The organism is Stenotrophomonas sp. SbOxS2, from assembly GCF_013416715.1.
Taxonomy (GTDB): Bacteria; Pseudomonadota; Gammaproteobacteria; order Xanthomonadales; family Xanthomonadaceae; genus Stenotrophomonas; species Stenotrophomonas lactitubi.
The window spans coordinates 284,007-310,101 of record NZ_JAAVXD010000004.1 but is presented as its reverse complement, the minus strand read 5'-3'; the positions used below and the strand labels follow the sequence as shown (position 1 = coordinate 310,101).

The window sequence follows — 26,095 nt, the reverse complement described above, 5'->3', positions numbered from 1 at the left end:
TTCGCAGGAACCCCCTCATGACAATCAATCGAACGTATCTCAACGCCGGCCTTGGCCTGGGCGTGCTGGTGCTGGCCGGCGCCGCATGGCTGCTGCTGCGCGATGGCCGCCACCAGACCACCAACAACGCCTATGTGGTTGCTGATTACACGGTGGTCGCACCCAAGATCGCCGGCTTCGTCAGCGCGGTGGACGTGCAGGACAACCAAGCGGTGAAAGCCGGTGACGTGCTGGCCCGCATCGATGACCGTGACTACCAGGTCGCCTTGCTGGCCGCCCGCGCCGACCTGGCCAATGCACGTGCACAGCTGGCCAACGCACAGGCGGCGCTGGCACAGCAGGGCTCGCTGATCGAACAGGCCAGGGCGAGCGTGGATGTCAGCCGCTCCGAGCTGACCCTGGCCAGCGCCGACCAGCAGCGATACCGCGAGCTGGCCCGCGACGGCGCCGGTACCGTGCAGAACGCACAGCAGGCGCAGTCGAAGCAGGCCGTGGCCAATGCGCACCTGCAACAGGGGCAGGCGGCATTGTCGACCGCACGCCAGCGCACCGACATCCTCACTGCCGGGGTGCAGGCCGCGCAAGCGGCCGTGCAGCGTGCCGAAGCCGCGCAGGCACGCGCCGAACTGGATCTGTCGCACACCGAGCTGCGCGCACCCATCGACGGCATGGTCGGACGCCGCGCAGTGCGCGTCGGGGCCTACCTGACCCCGGGCACGCCGGTGGCCGCGGTGGTGCCGCTGCAGCGCGCCTTCGTGGTCGCCAACTTCCAGGAAACGCAGATGACCCGCATGCAGCCCGGGCAACAGGTTGAGCTGACGGTGGACGTATTTCCCGGCACGCCGCTGCGTGGCCATATCGACAGCATCGCACCAGCCACCGGCGTGACGTTCGCCGCGATTGCACCGGAGAACGCGACCGGCAACTTCACCAAGGTGGTGCAGCGCATTCCGGTGAAGATCGTGCTGGAGCCGGGGCAGGCATTGCTGGGCCAGCTGCGTGCCGGCATGTCGGTGGAAGCGAGCGTGGATCTGCAGAGCACGCAGCACGTGCAGAGTGCGCAGCGCGAGCAGCACCGCAAGGGCGGGGAGGGCGCATGATCCGCGTAATCCCGCGTGTACTGGTTGCAGCGGTACTGTGCACGGCGTTGACCGCCTGCACGCTGGGCCCGGACTTCGTGCGCCCGCAGGCCGAACTGCCCACGCAGTGGCAGGGCGAAGCGGTGGCGTCAGCTGCGCTGGATGACGACGCCCGCTGGTGGTCCGGTTTCGATGACCCGCTGCTGGGCCAGTTGGCGACGCGGGTGTTGCAGGCCAATCTCGACCTGCAGCTGGCGGCCAACCGCGTGCAGCAGAGCCGCGCCGCGCGGGGTGTCACCGCTGCCGATCGCCTGCCCAGCGTCAGCGCCACCGCCAGCGGCGTGCGTGCGCGCAACAGCGAGGTAGGCCTGAACGATCCATCCGGTAATGGCGGTCGTGAAGACTATGGCTTGTTCCAGGCCGGCATCGGCATGAGCTGGGAACTGGATCTGTGGGGCCGCGTACGCCGTCAGGTGGAAGCGGCCGACGCACGCGTGCAGATGGCCGAGGAAGATGCACACGCGGTGCGTATCGCGCTGCTGGCGGAAACCGCGCGCGATTACCTGCAGTTGCGCGCAACACGCCAGCTGCTGGCCATCACCGAGGACAATCTCAGCATCGCCCACGACATCAAGCGGTTGACCGAAGCGCGCCAACGCCAGGGCGTGGCCAGCACGTTGCAGGTCTCCAGTGCGGCGGCGCAGGTGGCATCGTTGCAGGCGCGCATCGCGCCGTTGCGGCATCGAGAATCACAACTGCGCAATGCGCTGGCGTTCCTGCTGGCGCAGCCACCGCAGACGTTGGACGCGCAGTTGCAGAACGCGCGCCGCGACTGGCCAGCGTTGCCGACCGTGTCCGTGGGCATGCCCAGTGAGCTGGCCGAGCGTCGCCCCGATGTCCGCCGTGCCGAGGCCGCACTGCATGCAGCCACGGCGGGTATCGGCGTGGCCAAGGCCAGCTTCCTGCCGCGCATCACCTTGAATGGCGATGCCGGCTTCCAGGCCAGGCAGCTGGATGACCTGGATGGTTGGAACGCGCATCGCTTCAGCGTCGGGCCGTCGATCAGCCTGCCGATCTTCCAGGGCGGACGCCTGAAGGCCAATCTGGCGCTGAGCAGGCTGCAGCAGCAACAGTCGGCGCTGCAGTTCCGCCGTACCGTGCTGCAGGCCTGGCATGAAGTGGACGACGCCATCGACGGCTATGCCGCCGAACAGCAACGCACCGCGCAGCTGCATGTGGCGGTGGATGAGAGCGAGACGGCGCTGGGCGCTGCGCGTCGGCAGTACCAGGCCGGCGTGGTCGACATGCTGGATGTATTGAACACGCAACGCATCGCGCTGGACAACCAGGCCGCGCTGGCCAACAGCCAGGCCACAGCCGCGATTGCGCGCGTGGAGCTGTATCGCGCGCTGGGCGGCGGTTGGTAGGGCGCAGGATGGGGAGTGCCGGCCGCTGGCCGGCAGCTGCAGGATGCATGGATTGCCGGCCAGCGGCCGGCACTACCCTGGTCGTCAGTCCGACGACTTCTCGCGATAGCAGCAGATCCTGGTGCTCGGTAGTGCCGGCAACGAGGAGTCGGTAGATGCCAACCTTGGTTGGCAGCCTTTTGGAAAGCGCCAACCAAGGTTGGCGCCTACCAGAGACGGAATTCAACGCACGTCGCGCAGTTCCCAGTGGTGCCCGGCCAGCAGGCGCAGGCGCTGCTTGAACACATCACTGTCGATGCGGGTGGTGGCCACCAGGTTGATGCGCAGGTCCTTCTGCTCACCGGTCACGGTGGCCTCCGGATCGGTCACGCCCCACTGCGGCTCCACCGCATCCGGGTCCGGCTGCTTGTCGCGCCAGCGCTCGAACAGGCTGCCATTTCGCAGCGCGTTCTGCAGTTCTTCGGCGAAGCCGGCCGCGCCCTGCGAATGGAAAGCCAGGTCGGGGTCATTGCCGCGGGCCTTGGACGGGTCGGGCAGGCTGATGTGGTACTGCGCAGGCATGTTGGTCTCCTTGAGGTGGCGCTAGGCTGGCATAAACGCGGTGGAATCGATGTGCAGATTCCAATGCGTGGTTGGCCTTCATTCAAACCGATGCGGCCCATCGGCGAAGCCCACGGTGACCGCGCCCTTGCCGACGTTGACCATGCCGGTCAGGCTCATCACCGATTCGTACACGGTCACGCCATGGCCGGCGCAGACCTCTTTCATCTGCGCATAGCCGGGCAGGGCGCGTAGCTCGTCCAGTTCACCGCCGTAGCTGACGCACACGGTGGGCGTCATCAGGCCGGCGCGCACACGCTGGCCGACCACGCCGAACAGCTTCAGCACGGCATTGTCGAAACCCTTGATCTTCGCCACCGGCCCGGTCTCGCCGCGATAGCCATGCAGCACCGGCTTGATGTCCAGCGCGCTGCCCAGCGCCGCGCTGAGCAGGCCGACGCTGCGGTCGCCCTTGTGCCGGGCGCGGGCGCGCATGTAGTACAGGTCGCGGGTGACCATGTAGCCGTGCACGTTGCCCGCCAGTTCTTCCAAGCGCTCGCGGATCTGCTGCACGCTGGCGTCGCTGGCACGCAGGCGCACCGCTTCCACCGCCGTCACCGCCTGTGCGGCGAACAGGTTCTGGGTGTCGAGCACACGCAGCGCGAACGGCGAGTTGTAGCCTGCCGCCTGCCGCACCGGCTTGTAGTCGTTGAGGATGGCGAAGCTGGCCTGCAGCGCGTTGTCGTGGATCGGGCTGCGGGTCTTGGTGATGGTCATGCAGAACACGTGGTCGTAGTCGATCACCAGGCGCTGCAGGAACAGGTCGCGGATCTGGTTGACGCTGAAGGGGATGGTCTCCGCTTCGGCGCCGTGCTCGGCGACGTGTGCGTGCAGGAAGCTCAGCGTGGCCTGCTCGTCGCGGTGGTCGGCGAGCACGGCTTCGCCGATCCGTACGGTGATCGGCAACAGCACGATGTTGTGCTCGGCAATGAAGTCCTGCGGCAGGTCGCAGGCCGAGTCGACGACGATTCCGATGCGCATCCGCGGCTCCCCCTCCAGGGCGGTTGTAGGTTCGGAAATGTGAAAACTATCTCAAAACCGGATCGGGCGCGCGAGGGAAATGCGCCACTGCCTGTTCAGCGACTGCGCTGCACTGCCATCGGCAGGGCCACCGCCTGCTGCCAGTCGGGGCGATCCAGCAGGCCCGGGTCGTCCAGCACCGCCGCCATCAGCGGGTGGGTATCGTTGCCCCAGAACAGTTCGCCGTCGATGGCCAGGGTCGGCACGCCGAATACGCCGGCCTCGATTGCCGCGTCGGTGTTGCGTCGCAGCTGTTCCTTGATTGCCGGCTCGCCAATGGCCGCCTCCACATCGCTGATACCCAGCCGGGTGGCGGGTTCGCGCAGGGCCGGGGCGCTGTCGGCCGCGTGGCCGTCGCGCCAGATCCAGTCAAACAGCACATCCACCGCCTCGGTGCTGGCGCCCGCGGCCAGGCACAGGCGCAGGGCCGCCAGCGGGTTGAACGGATGCCCGGGCGGGAAGCGCAGAGGGGTGCCCTCGGCCTGCGCGGTCCACAGCAGCTGGCGGTACATGAAACGGCGCTTGGCCGGGATCTCCGCCGGGCCGAGATTGCCCAGATGGTGCAGGACCGCACCAAAGGCGATCGGTACCGGTTGGATGTGCTCGAACTGCGGCAGCCGCTTCACCTTCTGCCAGTGCAGGTAGGAATAGGGCGAGACGAAGTCGAAATACCAGCGCAGGGTGGGCATCGGTGGCTCCTTGTAACGATCAGGGCTGCGCGTTGCGCTGCAGGTAGCGGTCGCGCAGTTCGGTCTGGCGCGAGCGCATCGGCATCGCACGACCGCCCAGCCAGACCTGTTCGGCATAGTGCGCCACATCCAGCGGATCACCCTCCCACAGCACCAGGTCGGCACGCTTGCCCGGCTCGATGCTGCCGATCTGGTCGGCCACGCCCAGCACCTCGGCCGGTACCCGGGTCAGCCCGGCCAGGCCGTCGGCCCAGGGCAGGCCATTGGCTACCGCATTGCCGGCCAGCTGGCGCATCTTGCGCGCGTTGTGCGAGGCATCGTCGCGCTGTGCGAAGGCCACCGGTACGCCGGCGCGCTGCAACCGCGCGGCGTTTTCCAGGGTGGCGCCGATCTGGTCGAAGGTCGTCGGCAGGTTGCCCAGTGCGTCGACGAACACCGGCACCTTGGCCGCTGCCAGTTCCGGTGCCAGCTGCCAGGCCTCGGCACCGCCGGCGATGGCGATCTTCACTTTTTCGCGGGCCGCCCAGCGCAGCAGCTGGCGGATGTCGGCCGCGCGGTCCACTTCCACCACGATGCGGCCTTGCCCGGACAGATAGCGGGCCAGCGTGCGGCGACCGGCCGGGGTCAGCAGCGCATGCGGCGAATCGGCGGCGACCTGGCCACGTGCTTCATCGACCATCTGCTGCAGCAGCATCCATTGCGCCGCGCGCGATTGCCCGGTCAGTTCAGACGCCGCCGCACCCAGGCGCAGGAACAGGGCGCGCGGGCCGATCGGGTCGGCACTGCCATCGAAACGCACCACGCCACCCTGGCCGGCGACGAAGCCACCGCCGGTGGCAGCGCCCAGTGCCGTGAAGCCGATACCGTCCAGGCGTGCCACCGGAATCAGCACCGAAGCGGGGTTGTAGGCCAGGGTCACGTCGAATTCCGGACGCAGCGGCTGCTCACCGATCTTCAGCGCGCTGTCGACCGTGCTCGATTCGCCGGACACTTCCTCGATGCCGATCTCGGTGATACCGCCGAACAGGGCAGGGGTCAGCGTGCGGCCCTTGGCCTCGACCACCGGCACGCCGGCCGGTGCGGACAGGCCGCGACCCACCGCGCGGATGATGCCGCCCTGCACCAGCACGTCGGCGTCCTCCACGTTGCCGCGTGCGCTGGCGGTAGCGACGGTCGCACCGCGCACCAGCAGGTCCTGCGCCTGTGCAGACGATGCGATGCAGGCCAGCGCCATGACGGCAGCGCCGAGCGTTGCGGCAGGCTTCGCCATTGCCTTGAACATGCCCATCAGCGCAGCTCCTGCCCAAGTTGGAAATCCGACCGCGGCGTTGCCGGCGGCGTGCTGCGGTCGTACACACGGCGGCCATCGACGAACACCTGTTCGGCCAGTGCATACGAACTGAAGGGGTTGCCGTTCCAGATCACCACGTCGGCCATCTTTCCGGCCTCCAGCGTGCCGGTCTGCGCGTCGATGCCCAGCGCCTTGGCGGCGTTGGCGGTCATCCAGGTGATCGCGCGTTCCGGCGCGATCTCGGGCATGTGCGCGCGGCGCGCGGCGGCCATCACCTTGGCCGCTTCCTGGTTCAGGCGCTGGATGCCTTCGGGCGAGTCGGAGTGGACGATGGCGCAGCTGTTCTTCGGCCGGTCGACCAGCGCGATGTTCTCGGCGATGCCGTCGAAGGCCTCCATCTTGAAGCCCCACCAGTCGGCCCACAGTGCCCCGCACACGCCTTCGGCCGCCAGCCGGTCGGCCAGTTTGTAGGCCTCCACGCCATGGTGGAAGGCGGCCACCTTGAAGCCGAATTCCTTGGACAGGTCGAGCATGGTGGCCATTTCATCGGCGCGATAGCAGTGGATATGCACGCGGATATCGCCCTGGATTGCACCCGCCAACGTGTCCAGCTTGAGGTCGCGCTTGCCGCCGGCGTCACCGGCGCTGTCGCCCTTGTCGCTGCCGAACCAGCCCTTGCGCTTGGCCGGCTTCGGTTTGTTCTTGGCGATGTAGTCGGCCGCGTCGATGAAGGCTGCGCGGTAACCGGCCACGTTGCCCATCCGCGTGGCAGGTGCAACGCCCTTGCCGCCACCATAGACGCGCTTGGGGTTCTCGCCGCAGGCCATCTTCAGGCCCCACGGCGCGCCGGGGAATTTCATCGCCTGGTAGGTGGTGGCAGGCACGTTCTTCAGCGTTACGCCGCGGCCACCGACCAGGTTGGCCGAGCCGGGCAGCACCTGCATGCTGGTCACCCCGCCGGCCAGCGCCGCCTGGAAACCGGGGTCCTGCGGCCATACCGAATGCTCGGCCCAGACATTGGCGGTGACCGGCGCGGTCATCTCGTTGCCGTCGCTGTGCGCGCTGACGCCAGGGCTGGGATAGACGCCCAGGTGCGAATGCACGTCGATCAGGCCCGGGGTCACCCATTTGCCGTCGGCGTTGATGCGGGTGACGCCAGCGTCGACCTGCAGCGCATCGCCGACGGCGACGATGCGGCCATCGCGCAGCAACACATCGGCGTTGTCCAGGCGCTGGCCGGTGCCGGTCAGCACGGTGGCGTTCTGGATCAGCAACGGCCCATCGGGATGCGCCTGGTAGGTGCTCGGGTAGGGATCGGCCACGAAGCGCGAAGCGCCCACGGCCGGCGCCGTGCTCAGCGATACCAGCGCCAGACCCAACCCGGCGCGCAACAACGTCGATGTCATGCAGATCCCCTTGGCAGCGTGTTCAACCCACCGACGCTAGCCGGGGACCGGCCTGCTTGCCAAGTGTCCTTGTTCACGGGGCCGCATCTGCCATCTCGACGGCAACGTCCGCCTCCCGGAAAATGGTGCTCCCCACGCCGCACCGGACCGCCCATGAAGAGCAAGCAGGACATCGTCGACAACTGGCTGCCGCGCTATACCGGCGTGCCCCTGGACCAGTTCGGCCAGCACATCCTGCTGACCAACTTCGGGGGCTACCTGCATACGTTCTCCGCGCTGACCGGTGCGCCGGTGATCGGCCTGGACCGGCCCATGGCCAGTGCCACCATCGACGGCATCACCATGATCAACTTCGGCATGGGCAGCCCCAATGCCGCGATCATCATGGATCTGCTGTCGGCGGTGATGCCCAAGGCCGTGCTGTTCCTGGGCAAGTGCGGGGGGCTGAAGCGCAAGAACGAGCTGGGCGACCTGGTGCTGCCGATCGCGGCCATCCGCGGCGAAGGCACCTCGGGCGACTACCTGCCGCCGGAAGTGCCGGCCTTGCCCGCCTTTGCCCTGCAGCGCGCGGTCTCCACCATGATCCGCGACCTTGGCCACGATTACTGGACCGGCACCGTCTACACCACCAACCGCCGGGTCTGGGAGCACGACGAGGCCTTCAAGGAGCGGCTGCGGGCGATGCGCTGCATGGCCATCGACATGGAAACCGCGACGATCTTCGCCGCCGGCTTCGCCAACCACATTCCCAGTGGCGCCCTGCTGCTGGTTTCAGACCAGCCGATGATCCCGGACGGGGTGAAAACCGAGGCGTCCGACGCCAAGGTCAGCTCGCAGTTCGTGGAAAACCATATCCAGATCGGCATCGAGGCGCTTAAGCTTATCCGGCGCAACGGCAAGTCGGTCCGCCACCTGCGCTTCGACGAATGATGATGATGGCCTGGCGCGGTGCGCCGGCCTTGGGGAGTAGGTGATGGACGTTGCCGCGCAAGTGGTGGAATTCTGGAAGGACGCGGGCCCTGAAAAGTGGTTTGCCCGCGATGATGCGTTCGATGCACGGTTCCGTACGCTGTTCGCGGACGAACACCATGCCGCCGCATCGCGCGCGCGCGAGCACTGGCTGGGCAGCGCCGAGGGTGCGCTGGCGCTGATGCTGCTGCTGGACCAGTTCCCGCGCAACTGCTTCCGCGGCACGGCCCATTCCTATGCCACCGATGGCCTGGCCAGGCACTACGCCATGCGCGCGATCGAAGAGGGGCTGGACCTGCAGCTGGTTCCCAAGCTGCGCGCCTTCATCTACCTGCCGTTCGAGCATTCCGAAGATCCGCTGGACCAGGACCGCTCGGTCGCGATGTTCGACGTGCTGGGTGACAAGGAATACCTGCAGTACGCCGAACTGCACCGCGACATCATCCGCCGCTTCGGCCGGTTCCCGCATCGCAATGCGGTGCTCGGCCGCATGCCGTCGCCGGAAGAACTGGACTACCTGGCCGAAGGCGGGTTTGCCGGGTAAGAAACAAAAAACGCCGGCTTTCGCCGGCGTTTTTGTGGGTTTCAACTGCAGCCGATCAGTACTTCGGCACGCCGTTGTCCACTTCGTCCGACCAGGCATCGATGCCGCCGGTGACGTTGAACACCTTGCTGAAGCCCAGCGTACGGAACTGCTCCGCTGCCTGTGCGCTGCGGCCACCGTGGTGGCACAGGAAGGCCAGGGCGGTGTCCTTCGGCAGGGCTTCCAGCTCGGCGCGGCCGTTGCCATCGAAGCTCTTGAACGGCACGCCGACAGCGGCGATGGCACGTTCTTCGGCCGGGCGCACGTCCACCAGCATCACGTTGCCGGCACGCACCAGGTCGTCGGCATCGCGCACGCTGATTTCCTGCACCGGCTTGGGCGCGTTCGGGTTGTCGATCGCCAGGCCCTTGCCACGGATGTCGTCAACCCAGTCGATGGTGATGCCATCGGCGCGGCGGGCGCTGGCCAGGTCGAACTGCACGCGCAGGCCGTTGGACTCGGCGGCGATCGCGCCTTCGTCGTACGGGGCCAGCTGGAAGTTCGGCTGGAAGCGGGCATCGATGCCCAGCTGCAGCGACGCACCCGGCGAATCGGCCAGCGCGCCCTTCAGCATTTCCACCGCAGCCGGGGTGACGGTGATGCGCGGCGGGGTGCGGTCCGGTGCAGCCAGGCCCAGCACGCTGCTCAGCTCACCACTGGCGGCCATCTGCAGCACGATGTCGCTGCCGCCGACCAGTTCGCCGTCGATATACAGCTGCGGGATGGTCGGCCAGTCGCCATAGGCCTTGATGCCTTCGCGGATCTCCGCGTCCGCCAGCACGTTGACGTGGGCGAATTCCACGCCCAGGTCCTGCAGGGCACCCACGGCCTTGGCCGAGAAACCGCACTGCGGCATCGACGGCTGGCCCTTCATGAACAGCACGACGCGGTTGTCGTTGAGGATGGTTTCGATGCGCGAACGCAGGGCGGGATCGAGGGACATGGCAGTCAAGGGTCCGAAAAATTCGAATCATCAATTCTACCCCCCATGGCATCATGGGGAATGACCAGCGCAGGAACATTGCATCGCATCCCGACCCGGCCCTGGCGCTGGGTACCCTGGCTGGTGCTGTCGCAGCTGGCCGTGATCCTGACCTGGGTGCTGGCCGGTTGGCACTGGGGCCTTGCGCTGATGGTGGCAAGCCACGCGTTGTTCATGGTGCCGGTGTTCCTGCCCAACAGCCGCTTCTACGCGCCGGTGCTGAGCCGGTTGCCCGATGCCGGCAACCGCGTCTGGCTGACCATCGACGACGGCCCCGGGGAGCAGACCCCGGCGGTGCTGGATCTGCTGGACCGGTACCAGGCACGGGCGACCTTTTTCCTGGTCGGCGAGCGCGCATTGGCGCATCCGGCCCTGGTGGAGGAGATCCTGCGTCGCGGACACGACCTCGGCAACCACAGCTACAGCCACCCGCAGGCGCGCTTCTGGCGGCTGGGCCCGGGCACGATGGCGGCGGAGATCGAGGGTTGCCAGCAGGCGCTGCAGACGGTGAGCGGGCGACCGGTGCGCTGGTACCGCTCGGTGGTGGGCATGACCAACCCGTTCGTAGCGCCGGTGCTGCGCAAGCTGGGCCTGGTGCGCGTGGGCTGGAGCGCACGCGGCTACGACGGCGTCGGCTGTACGCCGGATGGCGTGCTGGCGCGTCTGCTGCCCGACCTGCGCCCGGGCGCGATCGTGCTGTTGCATGAAGGTGCCGCCCACGGCCACAACCTGGCCATCATCGAACGCGTGCTGCAGGCGCTGGACGAGCGCGGCCTGAAGGCCGAACTGCCGGCCGGCTGACCGGTAGCGCCGGGCCACGCCCGGCGAGCGCGCAGCGCGGAAAGAGCGAAGCGACCCGCTTTTGCTCTTCGCTTTTCTCTCTTGTCTTCCGTGGTGGACGCCCCCGTAAACCGTCCGTGGCCGGGTGGGTGGGCTGCACAGGGGCGTGAGCCGCATGGATGCGGCGACCGAGCTTACATGGACGTACTTGCAGCGCCCCCTGTGCAGTCCACCCACCCGGCCATCTCACGATCACCTTGGCCGCCCACCACGAGGGGCTCAGCCGTTGGCCGCAGTTCCCGGACGCTCAGCCACCAGCAGCCAGCTGTTGAACGGCGTGCGCCCATGCAGGGGACGCAACGGAGCCACCTGCAGCCCAGCCTCGGCCAGCGTGGCCTGCAGCCGCTGTGGATCCGGGTAGTGACGCGGTCGCGTGCCCATCCAGCCGACCAGCCACGCCAGCCGATCAGCCACCCGCGTGGTGCGGTCGCGGCGGTCGCCGGTCGCCAGCGGCGTGCGCAGCAGCAGGCGCCCACCGGGTGCGACCCGCGCGCTCACCGCGCGCAGCAGTTCCAGCTGCGGCGCTTCGTCCAGGTACTGCAGCACATCCAGCAGCAACACATGCCCTGCATGCGCCGGCAAGGGGGCCTGCACATCCAGACAGTCGAAACGTGCATCGGCCAGGCCGGTGCCGGCGCGCTGCGCACGCGCGATCTTGTCGCTGTCCACGTCGATCCCGAGGTAGGCCTGCTGGCGGCCGCGCTGGCGCAGCACGTGTGCGAACAGGCCCAGCCCACAGCCCAGGTCGAGCACCGGCTGGCCGTCGTCCGGCAGGTGCTGCAGTACGCCGTCATACAGCGGGTCGCTGCCCAGCTTGCCGCGGGTGTAGTAGTAATCGCGGCGGCTGCCCCAGGCCTGCATCGGCCGGAAGGACTCGGCGATCAGGCGCGCCTGCCCGGCATCCAGCGGCGAACAGGGTAGAGGCGTGCCGTTCCGTGGCGTGCCGTCCATCGGCTCAGTCCGTCCTGCCCAGCAGGTGCGCGGCCACCGGCAGCGCACGCGCGCTCCACAGCGCATACATCCGCGCGGACGGGTGCAGGCCATCCTCGGCGATCATCGTAGGGTCAGCGCCGTTGTCGCGGCTGATATCGGTGATGTCGACGAAGGCCACGCCCTGCTGGCTGCTGATCACCTCGGCGGCAGCATTGAACTCGTCGGTCTCCAGCTCGACGCGGGCCAGGTCGCGACCGCTGCCTGCACCGTACGGCGTGGTGCCCCAGTCCGGGAAGGACAGCACCAGCACGTGGTCCGCGCGGCCACCGGCAAAGCCGATCGCGCGCTGCAGCAGGGCCTGGAACTGCACCTGGTACTCGTCCAGCGGGCGCTCGCGATACTGGTTGTTGACGCCGATCAGCAGGCTGACGAAGTCGAACGGCCCTCGCGGCGCCACTTGGTCGATGCCGGCGTCGAGCTCGTCGGTGGTCCAACCCGTGGTGGCGATCGTCTGCGGGTCGGCCAGATCGATGCCCTGCGCGCGCAGCGCGGCGGCGAGCTGATGCGGCCAGCGACCGTCGACCGCGACCGCTTCACCAATGGTGTAGGAATCGCCTAGGGCCAGATACGACAAGCCCATCGCTCAAGCCACCGACCGGCGGGGCTTCAGCGGCACCACCTTGGTGGCGTCTTCGGCACGGCGGGCGAGGGCACGATCGATACGGGCGAACACGTCGCGCATCACCGACGCCTCTGGCAGCAGGGTCACGCGGAAGTGGTGGCGGTAAGGCACGTTGAAGCTCGAGCCCGGCACCACCAGCACGCCGTCGTTGTTCATCAGGTCCAGCGCGAAATTGTGGTCGTCGAAGCCCTTGGCGGCGGCGCCGACCACGGCCGGGAAGGCGTACAGCGCACCGGCGGGGGCGACCAGCGACAGATGCTCGCTGGCCTCGCAGGCTTCGATCACCGCACGGCGGGTTTCATACAGACGGCCGCCCGGTGCGCACAGCTCGGAAATGGTGTCCGGCCCGTTCACTGCGGCGTCGATGGCGTACTGGCCCGGCACGTTGGCGCACAGGCGCAGCGCGCCCAGCAGGTCCAGCGCGGCGCGGAAGTCGCCCAGGCGCGCGTCGTCGCCGCTGAGGTGGGCCCAGCCCACGCGCCAGCCGCAGGCGCGGTGCACCTTGCTCAGGCCGCCGAAGGTCAGGCAGGGATGGTCACCAGCCAGCGGTGCGACCGGCTGGAACACCGCGTCGTCGTACAGGATCTGGTCGTAGATCTCATCGACCAGCAGCAGCAGGTTGTGCTGGCGCGCGATCTCGACCACGCGCTCCAGCAGCTCGCGCGGGTAGCTGGCGCCGCTGGGGTTGTTCGGGTTGATCAGCACGATGGCGCGGGTGCGCGAGGACACCAGCGTCTCGATCTCGCTCGGGTCCGGCTGGAAGCCGTTCTCGGCGGCGCAGCGGTAATACACCGGGCGGCCGTCGTTGAGGATGGTCGAGGCCGACCACAGCGGGTAGTCCGGCGAGGGCACCAGCACTTCGTCGCCCGGGTTGAGCAGCGCACGCAGCGACAGGTCGATCAGCTCGCTGACGCCGTTGCCGACGAACACACGGTCGGGGTGGGCATCCGGTGCGCCACGGCGGGCGTAGGCGGCGGCGATGGCTTCGCGGGCGACCGGCAGGCCCTGCTGGTGGGTGTACGGATCGGTGCGGCCCATGTCATCGGCGATGGCGCGCTGCAGATGTTCCGGTGCACGGAAGCCGAAAGCGCCGGGATTGCCGATGTTGAGCTTGATCAGCTTGTGGCCCTGCGCTTCCAGCTCCCGGGCTCGCCGTGCCAGTTCTCCGCGGATTTCGTAGCGCACTTCGGAAAGGCGCTCGCGGATGACCAGGGGTTTGGGCGAGGGAGTGGACATGGGCGGTGGGCCGCAAAAGGCATGGGGGTTCCATGGTAGCGGAATTGCTGCAGCGCATGGCAAGGGCTGCAGGGCCCGCCAACATTGGGCTGGGCGGCATCGCACAGGTAGAATGGCGGCGATGACCCAGACCCCCGATTTCACCGCCCTGCAGACCATTGGCTGGCCCTGGCCGGGCCCGCCGCAGCAGGCCGACTGGCAGGCCGTGATGGCTGCGCACCCGCAGGCCCACCCGGCGCGGGTGATCGAACAGCACCGCACCCATTACGTGGTGGCGGATGGCCCGGAGGCGTCGATCAAGGCCGAATCGTTGCCGGAATGGCAGCGCCCGCGCTTCCCCAGCCACGAACGGCCAGCGGTTGGCGACTGGGTGCTGCTGGACGGCATCCGCATCGTCGCCCTGTTGCCGCGACGTACCGCGATCAAGCGTGGCGCCGCCGGTGAGCATTACCACCAGCAGGTGATCGCGGCCAACATCGATACCGTCTTCATCGTCTGTGGGCTGGATGCGGACTTCAATCCGCGCCGTATTGAACGCTACCTGCTGCTGGTGGGCGGTGGCGGTGCCGAACCGGTGGTGGTGCTGACCAAGGCCGACCAGACCGAGTACAGCGAAGACGCGCTGGCGGTACTGGAAGAGCTGGAGATGCAGGGCATTGCCCTGCACGCGATCAACGGCCTGGATGCAGACAGTGTTGCCGTGCTGGAGCCGTGGCTGGGCCCCGGCCGCACGGTGGTGCTGGTGGGTTCTTCCGGTGCGGGCAAGTCGACGCTGACCAACACGCTGCTGGGCGAGCAGCGGATGAAGACCAACTCGGTGCGCGCCAACGATTCGCGCGGCCGCCATACCACCACCCACCGCGCACTGATGCCACTGCCGATGGGCGCCTGCCTGATCGATACGCCGGGCATGCGCGAACTGAAGCCGACCGGCGAAGAAACGCTGGCCGAAGGTGGTTTCGCCGATATCGAAGCGCTGGCCGCGCAGTGCCGCTTCCGCGACTGCATGCACCAGCAGGAACCCGGCTGTGCCGTGCGTGCGGCGATCGATGCCGGCGAGATTGAAGAGAGCCGGCTGCAGAACTACTTCAAGTTGAAGGAAGAAGTGGCCGCCGCCGCCGCGAAGCTGGCCGTGCGCCAGGCCGAGACCGCGCAGGAGCGCGGTGGCAGGAAAGGCAAGGGCCAGCAGTTCCGCCCCGCCGGCAAGCCGCGCAGGCGCTGACCCGGATCGCGGGGTCGGATCCCATTGCGCCGCAATGGGCTCTGCCCCCGGCAATGATCCCGCTGCTGCCTGCTTCTGGTAGGTGCCAACCTTGGTTGGCACGAACGCGTCCGAAGCCCGCCGTCGGCGGCTGCCAACCAAGGTTGGCACCTACCAAAGCAAGGGCAGGGCGCTATAGTCCGCCCATGGAACCGACCGCGACGCTTGACCGTGACGTGGCCCACCATGCAGCGCTCGATGCGCGCCTGGTCGAGGCCGTAGGAGGCATCCGCCTGCTGGGCCTGACCAGCTGGCCGGCAACCCTGCAAGCACCCTTCCTGGACAGCGTTGCGCGCGGCCAGCCGACGCTGCCGGTGGTCGACTACCCGAAGCTGGACTTCAGCGACGAACGTCGCGCGCTGGCGGCGCTTGCTGCCGAGTGTGATGAAAGCCATCCGCTGGGCCATTACGTGCGGCAGTCCGCGCAGAGCTGGGATCTGGCTGCACAGCTGCTGGAAGGCCTCGGTACCGCGGCCGTGGATGCCTGTTCGGTGCAGTTGTTCGGGTCACCCGAGCAACCGTTGCCCGGCAACGGACCGAGCACGCGCGATGCAGCGCGCCACTTCATCCAGATCGCCGCCGAACTGGATCACGAACTGCTGGCACCGGAAGAACAGGTGCCGGTTTCGGCGATCGCGTTGCAGCTGCAGCTGCAGAATGACCTCGATGCGTTCTTCGAATCACGCATCATCCAGGTGCAGCTGGACCCGGAGCTGGTCTCCAAGGCAGCGGCCGGACCGACCCGCATCCGCCTGCGCACCAGTGCGCGTTTCAGCGCCTACGACCGCGCGCAGCTGTTCCACCACGAAGCGCTGGTGCATTCGCTGACCGCATTGAACGGCCGCGCGCAGCCGGTGCTGCCAAGCCTGGCGCTGTCCTCGCCACGGGTGACGGCCACCCAGGAAGGATTGGCGACATTCGCCGAGCAGATCACCGGCAGCATCGACATCGAGCGACTGAAGCGCATCAGCTTGCGTACCGAGGCGATTGCGATGGCGCGCGAAGGTGCGGACTTCATCGAGGTATTCCGCTACTTCTGCGATGCCGGGCAGAACCCGGAAGAGAGCTTCGCCTCGGCGCAGCGGGTATTCCGCGGTGTGCCGCCGAGTGGTGGCCTGGCCTTCACCAAGGACACGGTGTACCTGCGCGGGCTGGTGTCGGTGCATACGTTCTTCCGCCACATGCTGGCTGAGGATCGCCTGCAGGTCTGCCGTTGGTTGTTTGCCGGCAAGATGAGCCTGACCGATGCGATCGCGTTCGCGCCGCTGTTCGAATCGGGCGTGCTGAAGCCACCGCGTTGGCTGCCGCATTGGATGAGCCGGGCGAATGGCCTGGCCGGCATGCTGGCGTTCTCGTTGTTTGCCAACCGCATCCGGATGGACCAGCTGGCGCCGGAATGAAATGCGTTGGCGGATCCTCCGGCGCCTGCCTGCTATCGGCTGGGAGGAGGCGGGGCACCCTGGCCAGGACACGCAAAAGCCCCTCCATGGTGCTCGATGGCGCCATCCATGGCGCCAACGGTCCTGGCCAGGGTGCCCCGCCTCCTCCAGACAGTTTCCTGCGAGCGCGGTAGCAGGTCCACCAGAGGATTGCGTTTGAAAAGCTTGAAAAGCAAGGAGCCGGGCATCGCCCGGCTCTTTGCTTTTGCCCTTGCTTCTCATTGCCTCCGCGCCGGAGCGGGAAACTGTCGAGAGAGGTGGGACGGGCCGAGGCAGGACCGTGAGGCGCATGGATGCGCCGACCGAGCCTACAGGGACGTACTTGCGGCGTGTCCTGCCTCGGCCCGTCCCACCTCGCCCCACTACGGCATCCCCGCGCCGCAGCGCCCGCTTTTGATTTAGAACTCCGCCGCCACCGTCATGAACACCTGTCGCGGTGCACTCGCATGGATCGCATACCGCGTGCCCTTCGGATCGGTCGGTGCGAACGAACTCAGCTGGCCCGCATAGCGCTTGTTGGTCAGGTTCGTCGCGTTCAACGACACCCGCACGTTGCGCAGGCCCATGCCCGGGCCGAAGTCGTAACCAGCACCCGCATCGAAGGTGGTCACGCCCGGCACCGACTGGTCGTTGGTGTAGGTGTAGTAGCGCTTGCCGGTGTACTTGGCGCGCAGGCTGGCGAAGAAGCCGTCGCGGTTCCAGCTGATTTCGCTGGAGGCCATGCGCTGCGGCGTATCCACGGTGATCTTGCCGGCCACCGGCACGATCGCGCCGCCCGAGGTGTAGTCATCCTCGTAGGTGGTCTTGTTCCAGGACAGCGCGTTGTACCACTGCAGGCCATCAACCGGCTTGAGGATGAAGGTCAGCTCGGCACCGTGGCTCTTCACCGAACCGACGTTGATGAAGCGCGTCACGCACTCCGGCCGCGTGCCGACTTCGATGCTCGAGCACGGGTTCAGCGACAGCAGGCGGTTGTCGAACTTCACGTTGTAGGCGGCGATCGAGGCCTGGTATTTCTCGCCGAAGGTACGGAAACCCGCTTCCAGGCTCTTGGACTTCTCCGGCTCCAGGCCGGCGCTGGCCGCGAACGATTCCGGCGACACCTGCAGCGGGCCACCGCTGCCGCCGCCGACGAAGGCAGCGATGTTCTCCGCATACGAGGCGAACACTTCATTGTTGGCGTTGAGCTTGAAGCCCACGCCCAGCTGCGGCAGCACCGATTCCTTCGCGGTCAGCGTGCCCGAGGCAATGCTGGTTTCCACGCCCGGCTGGGCCTTGGCGGTCATGCGCGTGTTGGGGCTCTTGATGCCCACGTCCACGGTCAGGCGCTGGTCGAGGAAGCGCATCCGGTCCTGCACGTAGAACTGGCGGGTACGGATGTCGAAGTCCTGGTTGAACAGGCGGCGGTCCGGGTTCTGCAGGTACAGGTCGTCCAGGAACGGGCCGCTGATGTAGTAGAAATTGCGCGAGACGTTATGGTCGTTCTGTTCGTACCACACACCGGCTTCCAGCTCATGGATGCCCACCGTCCACGACAGCGCGGCGGTCACGCCGTCGCGGTTGATGGTGTAGTTGGTGCTGCGGATCGAGATCGGCAGCATCTTGTCGGTGCCCGGGTAGGACGGCTGGCCCGGTGCCCACCAGTGGCCCTGGCCACGGTTCTCATGGTGGTAGCCCAGCAGCTTCAGGCGGCCCTGCTCACCCAGGCGGATGTCGGCGTCGATCGAGTACAGGTTGTCGTCGCGCAGCGCACGGCTCTGGTAGTACGCATCGTCGATGCTGTTGACGCCGCCGCTGAACGCGCAGCGCGCCTTGTTGTAGGTGCCCGGTGCACAGTACGCAGCCGCGACGGCGCGATCCCAGTCCGGTGCATAGATGTTCCAGTCGTAACCCAGGCCGCGCGCCAGCATGTCCTTGGACAGGTAGGCATAGTTGGCCTGGCTGGCGCGCGAGGTGGCCACAAAGGCACCGAAGCGGTTGTCGCCCACGTTCCACACCGCCTTGGCGTTGAACTGGCGGGTGGTCTGGTTCTGGTACGGCGCGGCCCACATGTCCTGGTCCTGGTGCACGCCGGAGACATAGGCCGAGAAACCGTTGATGTCGCCGGTGTCCACGCGCAGGTAGCCGCGGCGCTGGTTGTCATCCCCCGCGGTGATGCTGGCGCGTCCGCCGAACTCGGTGGACGGATCCATCGAGAAGTACTGGATGGTGCCGCCCAGGTTGCTGGTCGAGGCCACGCCCAGCGAACCGATGCCCTGCGACAGCTCGGCGCCGGCCAGGTTTTCGGCGATCAGTGCACGGGCGATGCTCAGGCCGTTGTAGTTGCCGTAGCTGTTGTCACCCAGCGGAATGCCATCCAGCGTGTAGCCCAGGCGGCTCTTGTCGAAGCCGCGCAGGCTGATGGTCTGCGATTCTTCATTCGCACCGAATGCATCGTTGGACTGCACCGACACGCCGGGCAGGCGGTCGAGGATCTTCTGGCCGCTGGTACCCGGCGGCAGCACCTGCTTGTCGACGGTGGTGATGCGCTGCACCTGGCGGGTCTCGCCCTGGCCGATGACCGAGACGGTATCCAGCGTCTGCGCGCTCAGCGCGGTATCGGCGGTGGCGTCGGTGGCTTCAGCGGCGTGGGCGCTGGCGGCGGAAAGCGCGATCGCCACAGCGATCGTCAGGTATCGGGTCTGCATGATGGTCCATTGCATGGGGGGTGGTCACCGGCCCGGGGGCGCGGTGCATGGCCACTATGCGAACGGAACATGAAACCTTGTTTACGAAAAACCAACGAATGGCGTCGTGGGGGGAAGCCGCGCAGGGCGTGAACCTACCGGGGGAGGGGAGTACACCCACGCCCTGCGTGGGAAAGCGCTAGCCCATGTACAGGCCACCGTTGACCGGATAGTCCGCACCGGTCACGTAGGAGGCCTCATCCGAGGCCAGCCAGGCACACAGGCCGGCCACTTCTTCCGGGCGACCCAGGCGTCGTACCGGCACCGACGCGGCCAGTCGATCCAGCACGTCCGGCGGGAAGCTGCTGATCGCCTGGCTGGCGATATAGCCTGGCGACAGGGTATTCACGGTGACCCCGCGCGAGGCGACTTCAGCGGCCAGCGCACGGCTGAAACCGTGCATCGCGGCTTTTGCCGTGGCGTAGTTCACCTGGCCGATCTGGCCCTTGTGGGCGCTGACCGAACCGATGTTGATGATGCGGCCCCAGCCACGCGTGGCCATGCCATCGACCACCTGCTTGGTCAGGTTGAACAGCGAGTTGAGGTTGGAGGCGATCACCGCATTCCAGTCCTCCACCGTCATCTGCCGGAACAGCAGGTCGCGGCTGCCGCCGGAGTTGTTGACCAGCACGTCCACCTCGCCGACTTCGGCACGCACCTTGGCGAAGGCCACCGTGGTCGACGCCCAATCGGTCGCGTTGCCTTCGGAGGCGATGAAATCAAAGCCCTGTTCGCGCTGCTCGCGCAGCCAGTTGGCCTTGCGCGGCGAGTTGGGTGCGCAGCCGGCGACCACGGTATGGCCGGATCGGGCCAGGCTCTGGCAGATGGCAGTGCCGACACTGCCCATGCCGCTGGTGACGTAAGCAATTCGAAGCGTCATTGCAGAAGACTCCTTGGTAAGGGATCAGGCAGCGAAGGGGTACAGGCCGAACAGCAGGCCGCCGATCATCAGCAGCAACGAAATGGCGATCGCCCACTTCAGGGTGAATTTCTGGTGGTCGGCGAACTCGACCTTGGCCAGTCCCACCAGCAGGTAGGTGGACGGCACCAGCGGGCTGAGCAGGTGCACCGGTTGCCCGGCCAGCGAGGCGCGGGCCATTTCCACCGGCGTGATGCCGTAGTTGCCGGCCGCTTCGGACAGGATCGGCAGCACGCCGAAGTAGAACGCGTCGTTGGACATGAAGAAGGTGAACGGCATCGACGCTACAGCGGTGATCACTGCCAGGTAGGGGCCCCAGCTGTCGGGGATGATCGCCAGGAAGCTGTGCGACATCGCTTCGACCATGCCGGTGTTGTTGAGGATGCCGGTGAAGATGCCCGCGGCGAAGATCAGCGCCACCACCGACAGCACGCTGCCGGCATGGCTGACCACGCGGCGGCGCTGCTCGGCCAGGTTCGGGTAGTTGATCACCAGCGCGATGGCGAAGCCGATCATGAACAGCACCGGCATCGGCAGCACACCGATGATGAGTGCGCTCATCAGGGCCACGGTCAGCGCCAGGTTCACCCACAGCAGCCTGGGGCGCTTGGTGTCTTCGGCGTCTTCCACGGTCGGCAGCGTATTGCCGTCGTCGGACACGCTGTTGTCCATCCAGCTGCCACCCTTGGGCAGGGTCACCACGCCCAGGCGACGGCGCTCCTTCAGGCCCAGGTACCAGGCCAGCAGCAGCACGCCAGCGCAGGCGATCACCATCGACGGAATCAGCGGCACGAACACATCGGCCGGGTCCACGTGCAGTGCGGTGGCCGCGCGCGCGGTCGGGCCACCCCACGGCGTCAGGTTCATCACACCGCCGGCGAGGATGGTCACGCAGGTCATGTTCAGCGCGTTCATGCCCAACCGCTGGTACAGCGGCAGCATCGCCGACACGGTGATCATGTAGGTGGTCGAACCATCGCCATCGAGCGAGATCAGCATCGCCAGCACGGCGGTGCCAAGCACGATCTTCATCGGGTCGCCCTTGACGAAGCGCAGGATGATCCGCACCAGCGGATCGAACAGGCCCGCATCGATCATCACGCCGAAGTAGAGGATGGCGAACATCAGCATCACGCCGGTCGGCGCGATCTTCTTGATGCCTTCCAGCATCATTTCGTCGATGCCGGCAGCGAAGCCACCGATCAGGGCGAAGATGATGGGAATGGTGATCAGGGCAACGAGTGGCGACAGTCGTTTGCTCATGATCAAGTACATGAACGTAATGACCATGCCAAAGCCGAGGATGCTCAGCATCATCTGCGGACTCCTTGAAGAATCAGGATGTGGGGAAGTGGAAGGGGCTGACGTTTAGAAGTCGAACTGCAGGCGCCCGGTGACCGCGCGCGTGCGGTCCACCGTGGTGCCGGCCAGGCGATCGCGGTTGCGGCTTTCGATCACGTTGAGCATGAAACGCAGGTTGTCGCGCAGGTACCAGTTGCCGCCCAGCGTCCAGCCTTCGGTGCTGCCACGGCGCAGGTCGGGTTGGCCATCGAGGTGCTGTGCGCCCCACATCTGGTCGTAGCGCAGGGCCACTTCGAAGGCACCGGCCTTGTGGCGGATGTTCTTGACCCGGGCGAAGCGGCCGGTCTTGCGGTCGTAGGCACGGCTTTCGCCGGTGACGAACCAGCTGAGCATGCCGTAGGCGGCCATCACGTCACCGCGCTGGGCGCCATCATCGAAGGTGGCGCCGCTGAACTCGCCCTGCCATGACAGCGGGCCGCGCACCTGCGCATATTCCAGCGACCACTTGTTGACGTCGGTATCGCGGCCGGCGGAGAAGTCGACCAGAGTCAGGCGGCTCTCGTCGGACAGATGGCCGGCCGGACGCGGGCGGATCTTCAGGCCCGGCGTGCCGTTGCCGCCCGGGTTGTCGTAGGCCTCGCGGGCCAGCGACAGGCCCAGGTGCAGCACGTCGCCCTCACTGGGGGCCGGTGCCCAGGTGACGCGGCCACCGGCGGCGCGGCCCTTGACCTGCCAGGCATCGATGCTCTCCAGGCTGTACACGCTGGCCGCCCAGGTGAAATCGCCTGGATTGGCCTGCCAGGAGGCGCCCAGACGGTACAGCGGCGCCAGCGTGGTGCCGGCGTTGCCGCGCTCCAGGAAGCTGCCGTAGTTGGAGCCGGTGCGGTCATCCAGCGAGAAGTACTGCTTGAACTGGCCCACGGTGAGCCGGCCGGCATCGCCGAAGCTGCGGCTCAGGTAGACGTCTTTGGCCTCGACACGGTCGCCGGAGAAATCGGCTTCCAGCTTGTAGTCGACCACGAAGAACTTGCCGGAAACGTCAACCCAGGCGCGACGGATCTCGGTGTCATCCTTGTTCGGCGTACCCCGGTTGTCGTTGTCGAAGGTAGCGAAGTCCAAGTGCAGACGGCCGCCAAGGGTGGCCGTGACCGGACGGTCGTCTTCGGCGGCGAAGGCCGGCGCGGACAGCGCAGCCAGGGCCATCATGGCGGCAGGACGCCGCCAGGCAATGCTCAATTCCACAAACCCTCCCAGGTGCACGCCAGGCGCGCGGCAATCGTGGGCACCGGACGGTGCGCGGCCGCAGTCTGTGTCGCGCAAGCTGTCATCGTCCTGTCAGCGGTTTGTGCGGTGCAGCGTAAAGACCGCCGCTGCGCTCGCCGGGCATGGCCCGGCGCTACCCCGCGACGATGCACCCGGTGGCGCCGCCACGCCCGGCGGAACAGGTCAGCATCGGTAGCGCCGGGCCATGCCCGGCGAGCGCAGCGGCGCCATGCGGTAGCATTCGTTTCCCCCCTCACGCCCCCGCCCATGCGCCTGCTGCTGGTCGAAGACAACCCGGACTTGGCCGATGCGATCATCCGTCGCATGCGCCGCAGTGGTCACGCGGTGGACTGGCAGGCCGACGGTCTGGCTGCTGCCAGCGTGCTGCGCTACCAGAGTTTCGACCTGGTGGTGCTGGACATCGGTCTTCCCAAGCTCGATGGCCTGCGCGTGCTGGCCGGCATGCGTGAGCGCGGCGACAGCACGCCGGTGCTGATGCTGACCGCACGCGATGGCATCGAAGACCGTGTGCAGGCGCTGGATGTGGGCGCCGACGACTACCTGGGCAAGCCATTTGATTTCCGCGAGTTCGAGGCACGCTGCCGCGTACTGCTGCGGCGTGCGCGAGGACAGGCCAGCGAAGTGGTGCAGATCGGCGGCTTCCAGTTCGATAATGCCGCGCACCGTGTCAGCCTCGATGGCGAGCCGATCGAACTGCCCAACCGCGAATACCGCCTGTTGGAAATCCTGGTCGGGCGCCTCGGCCAGGTGGTGGGCAAGGACGAGATCGGCAACGGCCTGTTCGGCTTTGATGACGAAGCGGGGCCGAACGCCATCGAGCTGTATATCGGTCGCCTGCGCAGGAAGCTGGCAAGCGCGCCGCTGCGGATCACCACGGTGCGCGGTGTCGGCTACCTGCTGGAAGCCAGCGATGACAGCACCGACACCGATGGCTGACGCGCGCGCTGCGCCTGCCGCTCCGGGATCTCTGCGGCGTACGCTGCTGCTGTACCTCGGTGCGTTGCTGGCGGTATTCGCGGTAGCGCTGTTGTTTGCTGCACGCGATTACGGCCAACGCGCCGCCAACCGCTCCTACGACCATCTGCTGGTGTCCTCGGCCCTGTCCATCGCCGATTCGGTGGCCTTGGTGGACGGCCAGTGGCAGGTGGATCTTCCCTATGCTGCGCTGGACCTGCTGGCGATGGCGCCGGAGGACCGCGTGTTCTACCGGGTTGCCGACAGCCGCGGCACCCTGATCACCGGCTACGGCGACCTCCCCGCGTTGCCGCGTCGGCCGGGCACGCAACCGCAGTTGTTCGATGCTGCCTACAGCGGCGAGACCGTGCGTTTCGTAGTGGTCGGGCGCAGCTTTGCCGCCGCCTCCGCGCAGGGCGAGGTGCAGGTGCAGGTGGGGCAGACCCGGCGTGCGCGCGAAGCGGTGGCGCAGGAACTGGTCAACCGTGCGCTGCTGGCGATCGGCGTGTTGTCGGGGTTGCTGCTGGCACTGGTGGCCTTCGGCGTGCACCGCGCGTTCCGGCCACTGGTCCGGGTCGAGCGCGAACTGTCCCGCCGCGAGCCGTCTGACCTGAAACCGCTGGATGCGCGCGTGCCACGCGAGATGGACCAGATGGTGGCAGCGCTGAACCGCTTCATGGAACGTCTGTCCAGCAGCAATGAAACCCTGCGCGCGTTCATGGCCGAGGCCGCGCACCAGATGCGCACGCCGCTGGCCGCGCTGCGCGCGCAGGCGCAGCTGGCGCTGGATGATGACGACCCACAGGACATGCGGCGCAGCCTGCTGGCGATCGAGCGCAATGCCACCCACATGAGCCGCCTGCTCAACCAGCTGCTCAGCGACGCCAGCGTGATCCATCGATCACATCTGCAGCGCTTCGCCACCGTGGACCTGGCCGAGACCGTGCACCAGGCGCTGCACGAAGCGCTGCCGCAGGCTGGGCCTGCCCCGCGCGTGCAGCTGGCGATGACCGCCGAGCCGGTGCAGGTGCACGGTGACGCGTTGCTGCTGCGCGAGGCCATCAAGAATCTGGTCGACAACGCGCTGAAGTACGGCGGCGAGGGTCCCTTGCAGATCGCGCTGACCGCTGAGGGAGCGCAGGCCGTGCTGACCATCGCCGACCACGGTACGGGCATCGCCGCTGCGGATGCCGAACGCGTGTTCGAGCGTTTCGCACGGGGCGAGGGCGCGCCCTCCGGCGGTGCCGGCCTCGGCCTGGCCATCGTCAAGCGGGTGGTCGACAGCCATGGTGGCCAGATCGATCTCAGCAATCGACCGCAGGGCGGCTTGGTCGCCACCATCCGCCTGCCCCGGAGCAGCACATGATCCGCCTGTTCGCCACCGTTGTTGCCCTGTTGCTGGCCGTGCCGGCCCTCGCTGCTCCGGGCGATGTGCGCCGCTTTCCCGCACAGGGCACCGCCACTGCACAGCTGCGCATCCACGGCACCACCGATATCGAGGTCTTCGCCGAAGTCATCGCCGACTACCAGCGGCTGCATCCGGGCAGCGAGGTGGTATACGAAGACATCATCACCCAGGACCTGTACGCGCGTTACCTGCATGACCGCGCCGGACCTGCGTCGCCGGATCTGCTGATCTCCAGCGGCATGGACCTGCAGACCAAGCTGGTCAACGACGGCCACGCGCTGCCGCACCGCTCGGTGCAGACCCAGGCGCTGCCTGCGTGGGCGCAGTGGCGTGGCGAGGCGTTCGGCATCAGTTACGAACCGGTGGTGATGGTCTACAACACCGGCAGGCTGCCGGCCGCGAAGGCGCCGCACACGCGTCGACAACTGCTGGACCTGCTGCGCGCGGAAGGCGCGCCGTTGCGCGGCAAGGTCGGCACCTACGATATCGAACGCAGCAGCGTGGGTTACCTGCTGGCGACCCAGGATGCCCAGCGCGGCAGCATCGCCGGCGCCCTGCTCGGCGCGCTGGGGGACAACGCGGTGGTGCGCGAGGAACGCACCGGCGTGCTGCTGGACCAGGTGGCCAGCGGCCAGTTGTCGCTGGTCTACAACGTGCTGGGCTCGTATGCGCAGGCGCGTATCGACGCGGGCGCACCGCTGGCCATCGTCGAGCCGGAGGACTACACGCTGGTGGTGCTGCGTACCGCGGTGATTCCGCGCACCGGAGCGCACCCGCAGGAAGCGCGACGCTTCCTCGACTACCTGCTGTCGCCACGCGGCCAGCAGGTGCTCGCGCGCGAGGCGCGGCTGATGCCGATCGTGCGCGGCGATGCAGGCGGCGACGAAGCGCCCGGCCGCAGCCGTCGCCCGATCCAGCTCGGCCCGGGGCTGTTGGTGTACCTGGACGCGCTGAAGCGGCGGCAGTTCCTCGATGCCTGGCGCAGCAGCGTGGAGCCGGCAGGGCGCTGATGCCCTGGCAGCGCCGGCCAATGCCCGGCGTAGGCCGTTTGCTGCCCGTACAATG

The 26,095-nt window shown here is 67.4% G+C and carries 23 protein-coding genes; 10 read left to right on the top strand and 13 right to left on the bottom strand.

Annotation, left to right across the window (positions count from 1 at the left end; translation table 11 throughout):
* Positions 1-17 precede the first annotated feature (17 nt).
* Together HFK18_RS09330 and HFK18_RS09325 are read left to right on the top strand one after the other, a co-directional pair.
* Positions 18-1,100 carry an HlyD family secretion protein gene (locus tag HFK18_RS09330; RefSeq protein WP_180165972.1) on the top strand — a complete coding sequence of 361 codons (1,083 nt, stop codon included), beginning with the start codon at positions 18-20 and terminating at the stop codon, positions 1,098-1,100.
* Complete coding sequence (locus tag HFK18_RS09325; protein ID WP_180165971.1) at positions 1,097-2,506, top strand: efflux transporter outer membrane subunit; 1,410 nt, start codon at positions 1,097-1,099, stop codon at positions 2,504-2,506. Before HFK18_RS09330 ends, HFK18_RS09325 begins: the two co-directional genes overlap by 4 nt.
* A gap of 222 nt (positions 2,507-2,728) precedes the next feature.
* On the opposite strand, the gene HFK18_RS09320 is transcribed toward HFK18_RS09325, so the two are convergent.
* The 5 genes from HFK18_RS09320 to HFK18_RS09300 form a co-directional block, all read right to left on the bottom strand.
* Positions 2,729-3,067: a hypothetical protein gene (locus HFK18_RS09320; RefSeq protein WP_180165970.1), complete on the bottom strand. Its 339-nt coding sequence runs from the start codon at positions 3,065-3,067 to the stop codon at positions 2,729-2,731.
* A 78-nt stretch (positions 3,068-3,145) separates the two neighbouring features.
* Entirely contained in the window at positions 3,146-4,087 is a 942-nt protein-coding gene (locus HFK18_RS09315) for a DegV family protein (protein WP_049464775.1), read from the bottom strand.
* Between the two features lie 95 nt (positions 4,088-4,182).
* Positions 4,183-4,815 (bottom strand): DsbA family protein, encoded by a 633-nt coding sequence (locus HFK18_RS09310; protein WP_180165969.1) that lies wholly within the window; start codon positions 4,813-4,815, stop codon positions 4,183-4,185.
* Positions 4,816-4,834: 19 nt separating this feature from the next.
* On the bottom strand, positions 4,835-6,103 hold the full coding sequence (locus HFK18_RS09305) for an amidohydrolase family protein (RefSeq protein ID WP_180165968.1): 1,269 nt from the start codon (positions 6,101-6,103) through the stop codon (positions 4,835-4,837).
* Positions 6,103-7,512 carry an amidohydrolase gene (locus HFK18_RS09300; RefSeq protein ID WP_180165967.1) on the bottom strand — a complete coding sequence of 470 codons (1,410 nt, stop codon included), beginning with the start codon at positions 7,510-7,512 and terminating at the stop codon, positions 6,103-6,105. The genes HFK18_RS09305 and HFK18_RS09300 overlap by 1 nt, the downstream gene beginning before the upstream one ends.
* 153 nt (positions 7,513-7,665) lie before the next feature.
* Between HFK18_RS09300 and HFK18_RS09295 the strand changes: the two genes are divergently transcribed.
* Positions 7,666-8,442: an AMP nucleosidase gene (locus tag HFK18_RS09295; protein ID WP_025874105.1), complete on the top strand. Its 777-nt coding sequence runs from the start codon at positions 7,666-7,668 to the stop codon at positions 8,440-8,442.
* A 43-nt stretch (positions 8,443-8,485) separates the two neighbouring features.
* The gene (locus HFK18_RS09290) at positions 8,486-9,025 is read left to right on the top strand and encodes a DUF924 family protein (protein ID WP_089236798.1); all 540 of its coding nucleotides are present in this window, start codon (positions 8,486-8,488) and stop codon (positions 9,023-9,025) included.
* Positions 9,026-9,080: 55 nt separating this feature from the next.
* Here the strand turns inward: HFK18_RS09290 and grxD are convergent, their stop codons facing one another.
* Positions 9,081-10,007 (bottom strand): Grx4 family monothiol glutaredoxin, encoded by a 927-nt coding sequence (grxD, locus tag HFK18_RS09285; RefSeq protein ID WP_180165966.1) that lies wholly within the window; start codon positions 10,005-10,007, stop codon positions 9,081-9,083.
* Positions 10,008-10,067: 60 nt separating this feature from the next.
* On the opposite strand from grxD, the gene HFK18_RS09280 reads away from it, so the two are divergent.
* On the top strand, positions 10,068-10,847 hold the full coding sequence (locus HFK18_RS09280) for a polysaccharide deacetylase family protein (protein WP_180165965.1): 780 nt from the start codon (positions 10,068-10,070) through the stop codon (positions 10,845-10,847).
* Between the two features lie 258 nt (positions 10,848-11,105).
* On the opposite strand, the gene HFK18_RS09275 is transcribed toward HFK18_RS09280, so the two are convergent.
* From HFK18_RS09275 to HFK18_RS09265, 3 genes are read right to left on the bottom strand one after another with little or no spacing between them, the layout of a single operon-like run.
* Positions 11,106-11,837 (bottom strand): class I SAM-dependent methyltransferase, encoded by a 732-nt coding sequence (locus tag HFK18_RS09275; RefSeq protein ID WP_180165964.1) that lies wholly within the window; start codon positions 11,835-11,837, stop codon positions 11,106-11,108.
* 4 nt (positions 11,838-11,841) lie between these two features.
* Positions 11,842-12,459, bottom strand: coding sequence for an SGNH/GDSL hydrolase family protein (locus HFK18_RS09270; protein ID WP_180165963.1), 618 nt, complete (start codon positions 12,457-12,459; stop codon positions 11,842-11,844).
* 3 nt (positions 12,460-12,462) lie between these two features.
* Positions 12,463-13,737 carry a pyridoxal phosphate-dependent aminotransferase gene (locus HFK18_RS09265; protein WP_100462668.1) on the bottom strand — a complete coding sequence of 425 codons (1,275 nt, stop codon included), beginning with the start codon at positions 13,735-13,737 and terminating at the stop codon, positions 12,463-12,465.
* Between the two features lie 121 nt (positions 13,738-13,858).
* Here HFK18_RS09265 and rsgA point away from each other — a divergent pair, with 121 nt between their 5' ends.
* Together rsgA and HFK18_RS09255 are read left to right on the top strand one after the other, a co-directional pair.
* Positions 13,859-14,959 carry a ribosome small subunit-dependent GTPase A gene (rsgA, locus tag HFK18_RS09260; protein ID WP_257216108.1) on the top strand — a complete coding sequence of 367 codons (1,101 nt, stop codon included), beginning with the start codon at positions 13,859-13,861 and terminating at the stop codon, positions 14,957-14,959.
* A gap of 185 nt (positions 14,960-15,144) precedes the next feature.
* Positions 15,145-16,398, top strand: a complete 1,254-nt coding sequence (locus HFK18_RS09255; protein ID WP_093817976.1) for a flavohemoglobin expression-modulating QEGLA motif protein — start codon at positions 15,145-15,147, stop codon at positions 16,396-16,398.
* Between the two features lie 437 nt (positions 16,399-16,835).
* Here the strand turns inward: HFK18_RS09255 and HFK18_RS09250 are convergent, their stop codons facing one another.
* The 4 genes from HFK18_RS09250 to HFK18_RS09235 form a co-directional block, all read right to left on the bottom strand.
* Positions 16,836-19,124, bottom strand: a complete 2,289-nt coding sequence (locus HFK18_RS09250; protein WP_089238098.1) for a TonB-dependent receptor — start codon at positions 19,122-19,124, stop codon at positions 16,836-16,838.
* Positions 19,125-19,302: 178 nt separating this feature from the next.
* Positions 19,303-20,043 carry an acetoacetyl-CoA reductase gene (gene phbB, locus HFK18_RS09245; protein ID WP_180165961.1) on the bottom strand — a complete coding sequence of 247 codons (741 nt, stop codon included), beginning with the start codon at positions 20,041-20,043 and terminating at the stop codon, positions 19,303-19,305.
* A 24-nt stretch (positions 20,044-20,067) separates the two neighbouring features.
* Positions 20,068-21,396 carry a CitMHS family transporter gene (locus HFK18_RS09240; RefSeq protein WP_180166072.1) on the bottom strand — a complete coding sequence of 443 codons (1,329 nt, stop codon included), beginning with the start codon at positions 21,394-21,396 and terminating at the stop codon, positions 20,068-20,070.
* 54 nt (positions 21,397-21,450) lie between these two features.
* Positions 21,451-22,590, bottom strand: a complete 1,140-nt coding sequence (locus HFK18_RS09235) for a porin (protein ID WP_180166070.1) — start codon at positions 22,588-22,590, stop codon at positions 21,451-21,453.
* Between the two features lie 324 nt (positions 22,591-22,914).
* On the opposite strand from HFK18_RS09235, the gene HFK18_RS09230 reads away from it, so the two are divergent.
* Genes HFK18_RS09230 through HFK18_RS09220 form a run of 3 tightly spaced genes read left to right on the top strand, consistent with a single transcriptional unit; the run spans position 22,915 to position 26,040 of the window.
* Positions 22,915-23,604, top strand: coding sequence for a response regulator transcription factor (locus HFK18_RS09230; protein WP_180165960.1), 690 nt, complete (start codon positions 22,915-22,917; stop codon positions 23,602-23,604).
* On the top strand, positions 23,597-24,988 hold the full coding sequence (locus tag HFK18_RS09225; protein WP_180166068.1) for a sensor histidine kinase: 1,392 nt from the start codon (positions 23,597-23,599) through the stop codon (positions 24,986-24,988). The genes HFK18_RS09230 and HFK18_RS09225 overlap by 8 nt, the downstream gene beginning before the upstream one ends.
* On the top strand, positions 24,985-26,040 hold the full coding sequence (locus HFK18_RS09220; RefSeq protein WP_180165959.1) for an ABC transporter substrate-binding protein: 1,056 nt from the start codon (positions 24,985-24,987) through the stop codon (positions 26,038-26,040). The genes HFK18_RS09225 and HFK18_RS09220 overlap by 4 nt, the downstream gene beginning before the upstream one ends.
* The last annotated feature ends 55 nt before the right edge of the window (positions 26,041-26,095 follow it).

Excerpts from the sequence above, each read along its gene's own strand:
- HFK18_RS09330 (WP_180165972.1), top strand. The coding sequence starts at position 18 with ATGACAATCAATCGAACGTATCTCAACGCCGGCCTTGGCCTGGGCGTG.
- HFK18_RS09325 (WP_180165971.1), top strand. The coding sequence starts at position 1,097 with ATGATCCGCGTAATCCCGCGTGTACTGGTTGCAGCGGTACTGTGCACG.
- HFK18_RS09320 (WP_180165970.1), bottom strand. The coding sequence starts at position 3,067 with ATGCCTGCGCAGTACCACATCAGCCTGCCCGACCCGTCCAAGGCCCGC.
- HFK18_RS09315 (WP_049464775.1), bottom strand. The coding sequence starts at position 4,087 with ATGCGCATCGGAATCGTCGTCGACTCGGCCTGCGACCTGCCGCAGGAC.
- HFK18_RS09310 (WP_180165969.1), bottom strand. The coding sequence starts at position 4,815 with ATGCCCACCCTGCGCTGGTATTTCGACTTCGTCTCGCCCTATTCCTAC.
- HFK18_RS09305 (WP_180165968.1), bottom strand. The coding sequence starts at position 6,103 with ATGGGCATGTTCAAGGCAATGGCGAAGCCTGCCGCAACGCTCGGCGCT.
- HFK18_RS09300 (WP_180165967.1), bottom strand. The coding sequence starts at position 7,512 with ATGACATCGACGTTGTTGCGCGCCGGGTTGGGTCTGGCGCTGGTATCG.
- HFK18_RS09295 (WP_025874105.1), top strand. The coding sequence starts at position 7,666 with ATGAAGAGCAAGCAGGACATCGTCGACAACTGGCTGCCGCGCTATACC.
- HFK18_RS09290 (WP_089236798.1), top strand. The coding sequence starts at position 8,486 with ATGGACGTTGCCGCGCAAGTGGTGGAATTCTGGAAGGACGCGGGCCCT.
- grxD (WP_180165966.1), bottom strand. The coding sequence starts at position 10,007 with ATGTCCCTCGATCCCGCCCTGCGTTCGCGCATCGAAACCATCCTCAAC.
- HFK18_RS09280 (WP_180165965.1), top strand. The coding sequence starts at position 10,068 with ATGACCAGCGCAGGAACATTGCATCGCATCCCGACCCGGCCCTGGCGC.
- HFK18_RS09275 (WP_180165964.1), bottom strand. The coding sequence starts at position 11,837 with ATGGACGGCACGCCACGGAACGGCACGCCTCTACCCTGTTCGCCGCTG.
- HFK18_RS09270 (WP_180165963.1), bottom strand. The coding sequence starts at position 12,459 with ATGGGCTTGTCGTATCTGGCCCTAGGCGATTCCTACACCATTGGTGAA.
- HFK18_RS09265 (WP_100462668.1), bottom strand. The coding sequence starts at position 13,737 with ATGTCCACTCCCTCGCCCAAACCCCTGGTCATCCGCGAGCGCCTTTCC.
- rsgA (WP_257216108.1), top strand. The coding sequence starts at position 13,859 with ATGACCCAGACCCCCGATTTCACCGCCCTGCAGACCATTGGCTGGCCC.
- HFK18_RS09255 (WP_093817976.1), top strand. The coding sequence starts at position 15,145 with ATGGAACCGACCGCGACGCTTGACCGTGACGTGGCCCACCATGCAGCG.
- HFK18_RS09250 (WP_089238098.1), bottom strand. The coding sequence starts at position 19,124 with ATGCAGACCCGATACCTGACGATCGCTGTGGCGATCGCGCTTTCCGCC.
- phbB (WP_180165961.1), bottom strand. The coding sequence starts at position 20,043 with ATGACGCTTCGAATTGCTTACGTCACCAGCGGCATGGGCAGTGTCGGC.
- HFK18_RS09240 (WP_180166072.1), bottom strand. The coding sequence starts at position 21,396 with ATGCTGAGCATCCTCGGCTTTGGCATGGTCATTACGTTCATGTACTTG.
- HFK18_RS09235 (WP_180166070.1), bottom strand. The coding sequence starts at position 22,590 with ATGATGGCCCTGGCTGCGCTGTCCGCGCCGGCCTTCGCCGCCGAAGAC.
- HFK18_RS09230 (WP_180165960.1), top strand. The coding sequence starts at position 22,915 with ATGCGCCTGCTGCTGGTCGAAGACAACCCGGACTTGGCCGATGCGATC.
- HFK18_RS09225 (WP_180166068.1), top strand. The coding sequence starts at position 23,597 with ATGGCTGACGCGCGCGCTGCGCCTGCCGCTCCGGGATCTCTGCGGCGT.
- HFK18_RS09220 (WP_180165959.1), top strand. The coding sequence starts at position 24,985 with ATGATCCGCCTGTTCGCCACCGTTGTTGCCCTGTTGCTGGCCGTGCCG.